Below are 14111 nucleotides of genomic sequence, written 5' to 3'. Positions count from 1 at the left end.
GTATCATTTTTTGAGTTTGGTTAAGGTTTTCAAAAAATAACTTGGATATAATCCGAAGGAGTTAAATTTCATTTTTAAGGGGTCAATATGAGTGATATTGCAATCACGATTAGTCTTCTTGCCCTTGTTGCCGTAATCGGTCTATGGATCGGGCATTGGAAGATCCGTGGGGTTGGGCTTGGCATCGGTGGTGTGCTGTTTGGTGGCATCATTGTGGCTCATTTCACCAATCAATATGGCTTGCAACTGGATGCACATACGTTGCATTTTGTGCAAGAATTTGGTTTGATTTTATTTGTTTACACTATTGGTATTCAGGTTGGGCCGGGCTTTTTTTCTTCTTTACGAAAATCTGGTTTAAAGCTAAATGCCTTTGCTATTTTGATTGTTTTACTGGGTTCTGTTGCGGTGGTTCTTGTACATAAAATTACAGATGTTCCGCTTGATATTGCCCTAGGTATTTATTCTGGTGCTGTCACCAATACGCCTGCGTTGGGGGCAGGGCAGCAAATTCTGGCAGAATTAGGGGTGCCTCAAACCACTGTGACTATGGGGATGTCTTATGCGATGGCTTATCCATTCGGAATTTGTGGTATTTTGCTTGCAATGTGGTTAATCCGCTTGTTTTTTAAAGTTAAAGTGGACGATGAAGCCGCTCGTTTTAATGCTGAGAGCAGTCAAGATAAAGAAAGTTTACATAATATTTCTTTAAAAGTGACTAACCAAAATCTAGATGGTCTTACGTTAATTCAAATTCCAGGATTTAGTGATGAAGAAGTCGTATGTTCACGTTTAAAACGCGATGATATGGAAATCGTTCCAAAGGCAAGTACTGAGATTCGTACCAACGATATTTTACAACTAGTTGGGGATGATAATTCGCTTGCCAAAATGCGTTTGATTATCGGGCACGAAGTTGATGCACCAACCGTTGCCTATAGTGGCGAAATTCGTTCCGAGCGAGTTGTAGTGACGAACGAAAAAGTTTTAGGTAAAAAGATCCGCACTTTGGGGATTCATCAAAAATATGGCGTGGTGATTTCACGTTTAAATCGTGCAGGTATTGAGCTAGTTCCAACGGGAAATACCACATTGCAATTTGGCGATGTGCTACATATGGTTGGACGCAGTGATGTACTAAATCAAGCCATTTCAGTCATTGGCAATGCACAACAGAAATTACTTCAAGTGCAAATGTTACCAGTGTTTATCGGTATTGGTTTAGGTGTGCTTGTCGGCTCGATTCCATTTTATATTCCAGGTTTCCCAGTTGCGTTAAAATTAGGGCTTGCTGGTGGACCATTAGTGGTTGCGTTGATCTTAGCGAGAATTGGTACGATTGGTAAACTTTACTGGTTTATGCCACCTAGTGCTAACTTGGCATTGCGTGAAATAGGGATTGTTCTTTTTTTGGCCGTGGTAGGTTTAAAATCAGGCGGAAGTTTCTTTGATACCTTGTTGAATGGCTCAGGTCTTGAATGGATGGGATACGGTATTTTTATCACCTTTATTCCATTAATGATTACCAGTATTTTAGCTCGTTTATATGGCAAACTGAATTACCTTACAATCTGTGGTTTACTTGCCGGTTCAATGACAGATCCTCCAGCTTTAGCATTTGCTAATGAAATTAAAGAAGATAACGGTGCGGCGGCACTTTCTTATGCCACTGTGTATCCATTAGTGATGTTCTTGCGGATAATGTCGCCGCAGTTATTGGCAGTGTTATTGTGGGCGGCATAGCCAAAATAAGTTCAATTTATACAAACAAAAGCGCGGTTAATTTCGCGCTTATTTTTTGTATGGATTTTGCGCGAGAGGGTATTCAATGATAGAATCTCGCACTTTTATTGCGAAGCGAGAACAAAATGGCATTAGTTGAATTTTTGATGGAAACCTTAGATGGGTTAAAGGGAACAGATATTGTACATTTTGATGTGCGTGGAAAATCATCAATTACAGATAATATGATTATTTGCACGGGGACGTCGAGCCGCCAAGTTTCTGCAATGGCGGATAATTTAATTACAGAATGTAAAAAAGCTGGTTTTGAAACTTTTGGTGAAGAAGGTAAAAATACTGCGGATTGGATTGTGGTGGATCTTGGTCAAGCAATCGTACATATCATGCAACGTGACGCGCGTGAAATGTATCAATTAGAGAAACTTTGGGCGTAAATATTGGTAAAGTGCGGTGAAAAATAACCGCACTTTTTAGATAAGGATGACTTGTGAAACTCACGTTAATTGCTGTCGGAACAAAAATGCCTTCTTGGGTTACAACGGGTTTTGAGGAATATCAACGCCGTTTTCCAAAAGATATGCCTTTTGAACTGATTGAAATCCCAGCAGGCAAGCGTGGAAAAAATGCTGATATTAAACGTATTTTAGAACAAGAAGGTAAAGCGATGTTAGCTACCTGTGGAAAAGGTAAAGTCGTGACGTTAGACATTCCAGGTAAACCTTGGACCACACCACAGTTAGCCGAGCAACTAGAAGTGTGGAAAAACGATGGTCGTGATGTATGTTTGTTGATCGGTGGACCTGAGGGGCTTTCGCCTGAATGTAAAGCTGCCGCAGAGCAAAGTTGGTCGCTTTCGCCCTTGACATTACCTCACCCACTTGTTCGTGTTGTGGTTGCTGAAAGTTTGTATCGTGCATGGTCGCTAACTACTAATCATCCTTATCATCGAGAATAGTAAATCCTCATTTTTAGTCAGATGAATTTAAAAAGATTCTTCAATACGCCAACTCATGAACCGTTCCGCGATAAAAAAGCGGAGCGTAACCTTTTTGCACGCCGAACTTTAGTGGCTTTTTTGGGGATTTTGTTACTAACAGGCGCGTTATTCACCAATATTTATCAGCTACAGATTGTTAATTTTGATACTTACCAAACGCGTTCTAATGGTAACCGAATTAAATTATTACCTTTACCTCCAACGCGTGGATTAATCTATGATCGTTACGGGAAATTATTAGCCGAAAATCTTACTTTTTTTGGTTTATACATTGTGCCAGAAAAAACTGAAAATTTAGACCGCACTTTAGATGAATTACGCTACATTGTGGGCTTGACGGATAACGATATTGAAAATTTTAAAAAAGAACGTCGCCGCGGAACGCGTTACACGCCTATTTTATTGAAACCTAATTTAACAGAAGAACAAATCGCACGTTTTGCAGTGAGTGGCTATCAATATCCGAGTTTAGATGTACGTCCTTATTTTAAACGCTATTACTTATATGGCGAGATTATGACGCATATTTTAGGCTATGTGGGAAAAATCAATGATAAAGACGTTGAACGTTTGAAAAAAGATGAAAAATTTGCTAATTATTCTGGTAGTAATGATATGGGCAAATTGGGGATTGAACGTTATTACGAAGATAAGTTACACGGAACCACAGGTTTTGAAGAAGTAGAAATTAACAACCGTGGTAAAGTTATTCGTAAGTTACGTGAACAACCTTCAGTTGCAGGAAAAAGTATTTATCTTACTATTGATTTAGAATTGCAGCGTTACATCACAGATCTTTTGGCTGGGCAAAAAGGTGCGATTGTTGTATTGGATCCGAAAGATAGCGGTGTGCTGGCTATGGTGTCTACGCCAAGTTATGACAATAATTTGTTTGTTGATGGTATTTCCTCCGAAGATTATAAACGTTTATTAAATGATCTTGCTCATCCACTTTATAGTCGTGCGACACAAGGTGCGTATCCGCCCGCTTCAACAGTCAAACCTTTTATTGCAGTAGCCGCACAAACTGAAAATGTGATTACACCAAACACAACGATTTTTGATCCGGGATATTGGGTATTACCTAACTCCACAAAACGTTTTCGTGATTGGAAAAAAACAGGCCACGGAGATACGGATTTGAATAAAGCGATTACTGAATCCTCTGATACTTATTTTTATCAAGTGGCTTATAATATGGGTATTGATCGCCTTTCTAATTGGATGAAGGATTTTGGTTTTGGTATGCCAACGGGGATTGAAATTCAAGAAGAAACGGCTGCCAATATGCCAACTCGAGAATGGAAACAAAAACGCTATAAACGCCCTTGGGTACAAGGCGATACGATTTCGGTTGGGATTGGTCAAGGTTATTGGACGGCAACACCACTACAAGTAGCAAAAGCAACGACGATATTGGTCAATAATGGCAAAGTAAATACGCCGCATTTGATGAAAGCAATTGAGGGGGCAGTTCTAGAGCCTTATGAAGATCCGTTAATTTATCCTGATATTAGTACACCTAAAGTGACGGCTTGGGAGGCAGCGAAACGCGGTATGTACAATGTTGTTAATGCTGCAAATGGAACTGGGCGAAAAGCCTTTGCAGATGCCAATTATCGTGTTGCAGGAAAATCTGGTACTGCTCAAGTGTTTAGTTTAAAAGAAAATGAAAAATACAATGCGGTGGGATTGAAAAAAGAATTACATGATCACGCATGGTTTACCGCATATGCGCCTTATGAAAACCCTAGATTGGTTGTGACAGTGATTTTAGAAAATGCAGGTGGTGGTTCAAGTAATGCCGCACCGTTAGCGCGTAAAGTGATGGATTACTATTTAAATCAGCGTTTACCACAAGTTGAAAAATATAATGTACCTATTCAGCAAAAAAAAGATTTGTCACAAGAGAGCGAACAAATAAATGGAAGATAAAATCCCTTTTTGGTTGCGTGTTTGGCAACGTTTGCATATTGATTTTTGGCTGTTTATCGGACTTCTTGCAATAACGGCTTATGGTATGCTGGTGTTATATAGTGCATCAGGTGCCAGTGAAATGATGTTTAATAACCGAATTATTCAGGTTTTACTTGGATTTATTGTTATGCTGTTAATGGCTCAATTTCCACCAAGATTTTACCAACGCATCGCACCTTATCTTTATTTAATTGGTTTTGTGTTGTTGATCTTAGTAGATGCTATTGGCACGACAAGTAAAGGTGCGCAGCGTTGGCTTGATCTGGGATTTATTCGTTTTCAACCCTCTGAAATTGTAAAGCTTGCGGTGCCATTAATGGTCGCTGTGTATTTAGGTAATCGACCACTTCCACCTAAATTAAGTGAAACATTTATTGCGATTGTAATGATTATGATTCCGACTTTACTTGTAGCTATACAACCTGATTTAGGCACATCAATTTTGGTAAGTGCGTCAGGTTTATTTGTCGTGTTTTTAGCTGGAATGAGTTGGTGGCTTATTTTAGCTGCAGTGATTGGTCTGGCTGGGTTTATTCCGATCATGTGGTTATATCTAATGCATGATTATCAACGTACTCGTGTACTTACATTATTAGATCCAGAAAAAGATCCTCTCGGTGCAGGCTATCATATTTTGCAATCAAAAATTGCGATTGGTTCTGGTGGATTAAACGGAAAAGGCTGGATGCAGGGGACTCAATCACAATTAGAATTTTTGCCCGAACCTCATACAGATTTTATTTTTGCGGTAATGGGTGAAGAGCATGGAATGATTGGTTTCTTGATTTTAATAGCGATTTACTTATTTATTATTGTGCGTGGTTTAATGATTGCTGTAAATGCTCAAACTTCTTTTGGGCGTATTCTTGCTGGCGCAACAACATTAATTTTCTTTGTCTATGTATTTGTTAATATTGGAATGGTGAGCGGTATTTTGCCTGTTGTGGGTGTGCCATTACCTTTATTTAGCTATGGTGGTACATCTTATGTTGCTATTATGGCGAGCTTTGGTTTACTGATGTCTATTCATACGCACAAAAGTCAATTTATGAAAAGGAACTAATTTCATTTTTTTCTTTCTTAAAGAGAGGTTAAATGAAAAGCGTCAATACTTATGAAATTAAAAACTTGGTTAAATTTGACCGCACTTTCGCTGTTTATGGTAAGCATTAATCTTCCAGTGCAAGCGAATACACAAAAAATGTATGGCATTCGAGGTGATAATCTGTCTATTACGACTAAAATGCCAACACCAATTACTTATTCGGTGAAAGGGAAAACCTATACGACTAAAAGTGGAGATGATGCCAAATTTTATATAAAAGAAGGAGTGGCGAGTTACTACCATTCTAAGTTTAATGGTCGCAAGACGGCAAATGGTGATATTTATCGTGCTACACAATTTACTGCAGCACATAAAACATTACCAATGAATTCTTATGCTTTGGTCACAAATCTGAATAATAATCGTAAAGTTATCGTTCGTATTAATGATCGTGGGCCTTTTAGTGATAAACGTTTAATTGATCTTTCGCACGCTGCAGCAAAAGAAATTGGCTTAATTTCCCACGGCACTGGACAGGTAAGGATTGAGGCGTTGCACGTTGCTAAAAATGGAAATTTATCAGGTGCAGCCACAAAAACACTGGCTAAACAAGCAAAAACTCAGGAAGCTGCCGATCGTTTAGTATTAAAATCTAACACGCTTTTTGATAACGCATCTAAGTCAATAAATGATCTAAAAGGAACTGAATTTTATCGTTTGAAAATGCTTGAACTAACCTCTCGTAGCCAAGCAAATAAGTTAATTACGCAACTTGCGTTAGCGAATATTCAGGCTAAAGTAAATCGCTCGGGAAATAAATATGAAATTCATATTGGGCCTTTTGATGACAAAACAAAAATGGCACAAGTGAGAACTAAATTACAAAAAATGGCAAATAATAAGCCATTAATTGTTTATACGTATAAAAATTAATTGTAGGAAGATCTTATGTTGAAAAGAACAACAAAAATCGCATTTTTATCTGGATTTGTGGCACTTAGCACTTTTTCCGTATCTGCTGAAGATATTCAGTTTGCTGTAATGCCTCCACAAATTACGGCTCAAACGTATGTACTGATGGATTATAATTCAGGCGCAATTTTAACCGCACTTAACCCAGATCAACGTCAATATCCTGCATCACTGACTAAAATGATGACAAGTTATGTGGTTGGCGTCGCATTAAAACAAGGCAAAATCCATAATACTGATATGGTGACTATTGGCGAGAGTGCGTGGGGGCGTAATTTCCCTGACTCATCAAAAATGTTTTTAGATTTAAATACACAAGTATCTGTAGCAGATTTGAATCGAGGCGTGATTGTTGTTTCTGGAAATGATGCAACAGTGGCTTTAGCCGAACATATTTCTGGCAATGTACCGAACTTTGTAGAAACAATGAATAAATATGTTCAAAAATTTGGTTTGAAAAACACTAATTTCACTACGCCACATGGTTTGGACGATCCAAATCAATATTCTTCCGCGCATGATATGGCAATTATTGGTGCGCATATTATTCGTGATTTACCTGAAGAATATAAAATTTACTCAGAAAAAGATTTCACATTTAACAAGATTAAACAACCTAACCGTAATGGCTTACTGTGGGATAAAACTATCAATGTTGATGGGATGAAAACGGGTCATACCAGTCAAGCAGGATATAACTTAGTTGCTTCTGCCACGGCACCAAACAATATGCGTTTGATTTCAGTGGTAATGGGGGTTCCAACTTATAAAGGTCGTGAAGTAGAAAGTAAAAAACTTTTACAATGGGGTTTTGCTAATTTTGAAACCTTTAAAACTTTAGAAGCAGGTAAAGTCATTTCAGAGCAACCTGTTTATTATGGTGATAAAGGTAGCGTGAAATTGGGAACGCTACAAGACCGCTTTATCACTATTCCGAAAGGTAAACAAAATGAGCTTAAAGTGCGCTATGAGTTAGAAGGTAAAAACTTACAAGCACCTTTAGCAAAAGGACAAATTGTAGGGAAAGTCGTTTATCAATTAGAAGGCAAGGATATTGCAGCGGTAAACTTACAAGTAATGGATGAAGTTGGCGAAGCCGGTATTTTTGGAAAAGCTTGGGATTGGCTGGTGCTCACTGTAAAAGGCTTGTTTGCATAAAATATCTGAGAAATTACCGCACTTTTTTAATTAAGAGATTACGTACTATGCGGGTAGTTTGCCATCCACGCATAATTTTTATTACTGAGAAATAATATGACAACGGAAAATGATTACGCAAAACTTAAAGAATTAATGGAATTTCCAGCAAAAATGACCTTTAAAGTTGCTGGGATTAATCGAGAAGGGTTAGTACAAGATCTTATACAAGTGGTTCAAAAATATATTAAAGGCGATTATATTCCTAAGGAAAAACGCAGTAGTAAAGGCACTTATAATTCGGTATCAATCGACATTATTGCTGAAAACTTTGAGCAGGTAGAAACACTTTATAAAGAACTGGCTAAAGTTGAAGGCGTGAAAATGGTTATCTAGTATGAATAATTCCCTTATCGTTCATCAGTTAGGGTTGCAAGATTATCAAGACATTTGGCATAAAATGCAGAATTTTACAGATAGTCGAACCGAGGAAACGCAAGACGAAATTTGGTTGGTGCAACATCCTCCTGTATTTACCCAAGGGCAAGCAGGTAAACCAGAGCATCTTTTACAACGTAGTGAAATACCTGTAGTGCAGTCCGATCGTGGTGGGCAAATAACCTATCATGCACCCGGTCAGCAAGTGATGTATGTGCTCATTGATATTAAGCGTCATGAGAATTTAAATGTACGTCAATTAGTTACCGCACTTGAACAAACGGTGGTAAAAACTTTAGCTGAATATGGTATTGAAAGTTATCCAAAACCTGATGCACCAGGCGTGTATGTGGATGGAAAAAAGATTTGTTCGCTTGGACTGCGTATTCGTCGTGGTTGCTCTTTTCACGGATTAGCATTGAATATCAATATGGATCTGAATCCATTTCATTATATTAACCCGTGTGGCTATGCTGGTCTTGAAATGTGTCAATTAGCGGATTTTGTTAATCAAGATGAGGCTAATTGCGATAAGGTTTCACCAAAATTAATTAAACACTTTGCTGAGCTTTTAGGCTATAATGTAACAAATTTGTAATATTTAATGATCAAAAATGCCCGGTTTGGGCATTTTTATTTAGGAACGCTTATGTCAACGCCTTTCAAAATGGAACGCGGTGTAAAATATCGCGATGCGGCAAAAACGTCGATTATTCCAGTAAAAAATATTGATCCAAACCAAGAGCTATTGAAAAAGCCCGAATGGATGAAAATTAAACTTCCAGCAAATTCACTTAAAATTGAAAGCATCAAAAATGGAATGCGTCGTCATGGTTTGCATTCCGTGTGTGAAGAAGCATCTTGTCCAAATTTACACGAATGTTTTAATCATGGAACAGCAACTTTTATGATTTTAGGCGCAATTTGTACTCGCCGTTGTCCGTTCTGTGATGTTGCGCATGGGAAACCATTACCGCCCGATCCTGAAGAGCCACAAAAATTGGCTGAAACTATCCAAGATATGAAACTTAAATATGTAGTGATTACATCGGTGGATCGCGATGATTTGCCTGATCGTGGCGCGGGTCATTTTGCAGAATGTGTAAAAGCTGTGCGCGAGCTTAATCCTAATATTAAGATTGAAATTTTAGTGCCTGATTTCCGTGGTCGCATTACACAGGCATTGGAAAAATTAAAAGATAATCCGCCAGATGTTTTTAACCATAATTTAGAAAACGTACCGCGCCTATATAAAGAGATTCGTCCAGGGGCAGATTACGAATGGTCACTTAAATTATTGCGTGAATTTAAAGAAATGTTCCCAAATATCCCAACCAAATCTGGTTTAATGGTGGGATTAGGAGAAACTAACGAGGAAATTTTGCAAGTAATGCAAGATTTACGAGATAATGGTGTAACGATGCTGACATTAGGACAATATCTCCAACCTAGCCGTCACCATTTGCCTGTTGCGCGTTATGTTCCGCCTACCGAGTTTGATATATTTCGTGATAAAGCTAATAAAATGGGCTTTGAACATGCAGCTTGTGGGCCATTTGTTCGCTCTTCTTATCATGCTGATTTACAAGCCAGTGGCGGATTAGTGAAATAATTTAAAACTACGCTGAATTAAACCGCACTTTTTGCTTCTTACAAAAGTGCGGTTTATTTTTACAACTCAGAGTAACCGCCAATATTGCCTATTCATTAATCAACTATTAAGCATATCATCATTTCCGCAATTGTAAGGAAAAGGATATCAAGAAAATAGTATTTTTAACTTATATGATCGAGTACCATGTAAGTTTTTGAAAAAAAAGGAAATATCTATAAATTATTCAATGTATAATGCAGTGTGAAGATAATATTAGATTATAAAGTTGGGGAAAATATGAGCTTATCTTATATCGTAATTTGCTCATCGCTTATAATAACTCTATACTACTAACTTGGTAGTGATGTTATGTTTTCTTCTTTTTTGGAGAGTCGATGCAATTTGAGCGAATTTCTACTGAACAAAAAAAACTTTCTCTCATTCAGACATTTTTACATCAAAATGCGCTTAAATTAGATGAACAAATCGAGTATTTTGTTGTTGGCTATAATGATAACGAACAAATCGTTGTCTGTGGAGGTTTAGCAGGCAATATCATAAAATGTGTTGCGATTGATGAGTCTTTGCGTGGTAGCGGTGTTGCCCTGCAATTAATTACTGAATTGGTTGATTTAGCTTACACGCTAAAACGCCCACACCTTTTTATTTATACAAAACCCGAATATGCAACGTTGTTCAAATCTTGCGGTTTTTATATCATCTCTGATGCCAATCCTTATGTAGTATTGTTAGAAAATAGTGCTACGCGTTTACAAAAACAATGCTCATTATGGGAGAAAATGCGTGTGGATGGTAATCGAATTGGCTCGATTGTAATGAATGCGAATCCATTTACCTTAGGTCATCGTTATTTAATTGAGCAAGCATTACAACAATGTGATCATCTGCATTTATTTATTGTTGGTGAAGACGCATCGCAATTTTCTTACGCTGAACGATTTGAAATGGTTAAACAAGGTATTTTCGATTTACCCAATATCACTCTTCATTCTGGCTCTGACTATATTATTTCTCGTGCAACATTTCCAAATTATTTCCTAAAAGATCAATTAATTACAGATGAAAGTTATGTTGAGGTTGATCTGAAGTTATTCCGTTTACATATTGCTCAAGCTTTGGGCATAACACATCGCTTTGTTGGTACTGAGCTAAATTGTCCCGTCACTGCCGAATATAATCGCCAAATGCATTATTGGTTAAGGGATGTCGAAATGAATGCAGTAAAAATAAATGTTATCGAGATACCTAGAAAAACAGCAAGCAACCAGATTATTTCTGCTTCTACAGTACGAAAGCATTTGGCTGAAAAAAATTGGGCTCAACTCGCAGAGTTTGTGCCTATGACTACGTTAAATTATTTACAAAAGTGCGGTCGTTTTTAAATACATTTTTATTCATCAATATACGGAAGGAAAATCTATGAAAATAACAAAAGTAGCTGTTGCAGGGACACTGGAATCCAGTGATGTTCAAGTACGCGTTCAACCTTTTGATTCACTCGATATTGAAATCAATAGCTCAGTAGCAAAACAATTTGGTGAACAAATTGAAGCGACAGTTCGTGAAGTATTAGCAAAACTTGGTATTACAGCAGCACAAGTCATTGTAGAAGACAAAGGGGCGTTAGATTGCGTGTTACAAGCTCGAGTAAAAGCTGCTGCAATGCGTGCAACTGATGAAATGATTAACTGGGAGGCTGTGTTATGAAATTAAGAAGAAGTATGTTATTTGTGCCAGGCTCAAATGCCGCCATGTTAAGTAATAGCTTTATTTATAAACCAGATTCCATTATGTTTGACTTAGAAGATGCGGTTGCTCTCAAAGAAAAAGATTCTGCTCGTTTATTAGTCGCTCACGCACTTCAGCATCCGCTTTATAAAGAAATTGAGACCGTAGTTCGTGTTAATCCGCTAGATTCTGAATTTGGTTTATTGGATTTGAATGCGGTAGTGCGTGCGGGTGTGGATGTGGTACGTATGCCAAAAACTGAAAGCGCGCAAGATGTGTTGGATATGGATCACGCCATTACTGAGATTGAGAAAGCTTGCGGTCGAGAAGCAGGTTCGACTAAAATGCTAGCAGCCATCGAATCACCATTAGGTATCACTCAAGCCAACCAAATAGCTTTCGCTTCTAAACGTTTAATTGGTATCGCATTGGGTGCTGAGGATTACGTACGTAACTTAAAAACCGAGCGTTCACCAGAGGGGATTGAACTGCTTTTTGCTCGTTGTTCTATTTTACAAGCGGCACGTGCGGCTGGCATTCAGGCCTTTGATACCGTATATTCTAACGCGAACAATGAAGAAGGCTTCTTAAAAGAGGCTGCGTTAATTAAACAGCTTGGTTTTGACGGTAAATCCTTAATCAACCCACGCCAAATTGAATTGTTACACAACTTATTTGCACCGACACAAAAAGACGTGGAGCAGGCAAAACGCATTATTGAAGCGGCAGCAGAAGCTGAACGACAAGGGGCTGGTGTTGTTTCGTTAAACGGTAAAATGATTGATGCACCGATTATTGATCGCGCAAAATTGGTATTGGAACGTGCGAAATCAGGTGTTCGTGAAGAGTAAGTGAGATAAAAAGATGACAACAAGAGAACAACGTATTGAAAAATATCATGCTAGTCGCCCAGTTTATCAAGCTGAGCTTAAATCTGAATCCCTTGCGTGCACTGAGAAAGATCGTAAACTTTGTACTTCTTTAGAAGAAGCAATTAAACGCTCGGGCTTAAAAGATGGTATGACTGTTTCATTTCATCATGCTTTTCGGGGCGGAGATTTCGTGGTGAATATGGTGATGAATAAAATTGCCGAAATGGGTTTCAAAAATCTGACCCTTGCATCTTCATCCTTAATTGATAGCCACTTCCCGATTGTCGAACATATCAAAAATGGCGTGGTCACCAAAATCTATTCTTCTGGTTTACGCGGTGAACTTGCAGAGCAAATCTCTCGCGGTTTATTAAATGAACCTGTAAATATTCATTCTCATGGTGGACGTGTTCACTTAGTAAAATCTGGCGAATTAAAAATTGACGTTGCTTTTTTAGGCGTACCTTGCTGTGACACATTCGGTAATTCCAATGGATTTACTGGAAAAAGTAAATGCGGCTCTCTAGGCTATGCGCGTGTCGATGCTGAATACGCAGACAAAGTTGTGTTGCTCACAGAGGAATTTGCTGAATACCCGCACCACCCAATCGGCATTGCTCAAGATCAAGTAGATTTAATCGTGCAAGTTGAAGCCGTCGGTGACCCGAAAAAAATTGGCGGTGGCGCAACCCGAATGACTACCAATCCACGCGAATTACTCATCGCGCGTAAATGTGCAGAAGTAATTTTTGCCAGTGGTTATTTTAAGGATTGCTTCTCATTACAAACTGGTTCTGGGGGGGCAGCATTAGCTGTTACACGCTTCCTAGAAGAAAAAATGCGTCGTGAAAATATCACTGCCGATTTCGCACTTGGCGGTATTACCGCAAGTATGGTGGCATTACATGAAGCTGGTCTTATTAAAAAATTATTAGATGTACAAAGCTTTGATTCTGTTGCAGCTGAATCACTTTCCCGTAACCCAAATCATATTGAAGTCTCCGCTAACCAATATGCGAATTACAGTTCCAAAGGCGCATCTGTTGGACGTTTAGATATGGTTATTCTTTCTGCTCTAGAAATCGACACTAAATTTAACGTGAATGTATTGACTGGCTCTGACGGTGTGATTCGCGGTGCATCTGGTGGTCATTGCGATACCGCAGCTTCTGCACAAATAGCAATCATTGTGGCACCATTAGTTCGTGGTCGTATTCCAACCGTGGTGGAAAACGTGATTACCTGTGTAACACCTGGTGAAAACGTCGATATTCTCGTTACCGATCATGGTGTAGCAGTAAATCCTAAACGTCCAGATTTGATAGACGCTTTAAATAAAGCAGATATTCCTTTGTTTACCATTGAACAGCTTTGTGAGCGCGCTTACAGCATTACAGGTAAACCAAAAGAAATTGAGTTTACTAATAAACCTGTGGCTGTTGTTCGTTATCGTGATGGTTCGGTGATTGATACGGTGTATCAAGTTAAAGACTAGAATCAGCATTACAAGCGATCTACTTTCAATAGCCAAAATTAACTCTTGTCTTCCCATGATTATCAGGAAAGGAGCCCAAAGAGTTGAAAGAG

The 14111-nt window shown here is 38.4% G+C and carries 14 protein-coding genes; all 14 read left to right on the top strand.

Annotation, left to right across the window (positions count from 1 at the left end):
- Positions 1-87: 87 nt before the first annotated feature.
- The 14 genes from AC6H0A_RS04525 (at position 88) to citF (ending at position 14019) form a co-directional block, all read left to right on the top strand.
- Entirely contained in the window at positions 88-1743 is a 1656-nt protein-coding gene (locus AC6H0A_RS04525) for a putative transporter (RefSeq protein ID WP_005639555.1), read from the top strand.
- 125 nt (positions 1744-1868) lie between these two features.
- Complete coding sequence (gene rsfS, locus AC6H0A_RS04520; protein ID WP_005635481.1) at positions 1869-2177, top strand: ribosome silencing factor; 309 nt, start codon at positions 1869-1871, stop codon at positions 2175-2177.
- A 53-nt stretch (positions 2178-2230) separates the two neighbouring features.
- Positions 2231-2698, top strand: a complete 468-nt coding sequence (gene rlmH / locus AC6H0A_RS04515) for a 23S rRNA (pseudouridine(1915)-N(3))-methyltransferase RlmH (protein ID WP_005639560.1) — start codon at positions 2231-2233, stop codon at positions 2696-2698.
- 21 nt (positions 2699-2719) lie between these two features.
- The gene (gene mrdA, locus AC6H0A_RS04510; RefSeq protein ID WP_005639564.1) at positions 2720-4675 is read left to right on the top strand and encodes a penicillin-binding protein 2; all 1956 of its coding nucleotides are present in this window, start codon (positions 2720-2722) and stop codon (positions 4673-4675) included.
- Positions 4665-5780 carry a rod shape-determining protein RodA gene (gene rodA / locus AC6H0A_RS04505; RefSeq protein WP_005639567.1) on the top strand — a complete coding sequence of 372 codons (1116 nt, stop codon included), beginning with the start codon at positions 4665-4667 and terminating at the stop codon, positions 5778-5780. The genes mrdA and rodA overlap by 11 nt, the downstream gene beginning before the upstream one ends.
- 51 nt (positions 5781-5831) lie before the next feature.
- Positions 5832-6695 (top strand): septal ring lytic transglycosylase RlpA family protein, encoded by an 864-nt coding sequence (locus AC6H0A_RS04500; protein ID WP_005639571.1) that lies wholly within the window; start codon positions 5832-5834, stop codon positions 6693-6695.
- A gap of 15 nt (positions 6696-6710) precedes the next feature.
- Positions 6711-7892 carry a D-alanyl-D-alanine carboxypeptidase family protein gene (locus tag AC6H0A_RS04495; RefSeq protein WP_005639574.1) on the top strand — a complete coding sequence of 394 codons (1182 nt, stop codon included), beginning with the start codon at positions 6711-6713 and terminating at the stop codon, positions 7890-7892.
- 96 nt (positions 7893-7988) lie between these two features.
- On the top strand, positions 7989-8267 hold the full coding sequence (gene ybeD, locus AC6H0A_RS04490) for a DUF493 family protein YbeD (RefSeq protein ID WP_005639577.1): 279 nt from the start codon (positions 7989-7991) through the stop codon (positions 8265-8267).
- A 1-nt stretch (position 8268) separates the two neighbouring features.
- Complete coding sequence (gene lipB, locus AC6H0A_RS04485) at positions 8269-8907, top strand: lipoyl(octanoyl) transferase LipB (RefSeq protein WP_005639581.1); 639 nt, start codon at positions 8269-8271, stop codon at positions 8905-8907.
- 51 nt (positions 8908-8958) lie between these two features.
- Entirely contained in the window at positions 8959-9921 is a 963-nt protein-coding gene (lipA, locus tag AC6H0A_RS04480) for a lipoyl synthase (RefSeq protein WP_005639583.1), read from the top strand.
- A gap of 377 nt (positions 9922-10298) precedes the next feature.
- Positions 10299-11306, top strand: a complete 1008-nt coding sequence (citC, locus tag AC6H0A_RS04475) for a [citrate (pro-3S)-lyase] ligase (RefSeq protein ID WP_005639585.1) — start codon at positions 10299-10301, stop codon at positions 11304-11306.
- Between the two features lie 37 nt (positions 11307-11343).
- Positions 11344-11631, top strand: a complete 288-nt coding sequence (gene citD, locus AC6H0A_RS04470) for a citrate lyase acyl carrier protein (protein ID WP_005639587.1) — start codon at positions 11344-11346, stop codon at positions 11629-11631.
- A complete protein-coding gene (gene citE / locus AC6H0A_RS04465) occupies positions 11628-12503 on the top strand; it encodes a citrate (pro-3S)-lyase subunit beta (protein ID WP_005639589.1) in 876 nt (291 codons plus the stop codon). The genes citD and citE overlap by 4 nt, the downstream gene beginning before the upstream one ends.
- Positions 12504-12516: 13 nt before the next feature.
- The gene (gene citF, locus AC6H0A_RS04460) at positions 12517-14019 is read left to right on the top strand and encodes a citrate lyase subunit alpha (protein ID WP_005639591.1); all 1503 of its coding nucleotides are present in this window, start codon (positions 12517-12519) and stop codon (positions 14017-14019) included.
- Positions 14020-14111: the final 92 nt, after the last annotated feature.

The organism is Haemophilus sp. THUN1692 (assembly GCF_059704395.1).
Note: the sequence above shows the minus strand (reverse complement) of the source record. Positions and strands in the feature narration are given on the sequence as shown.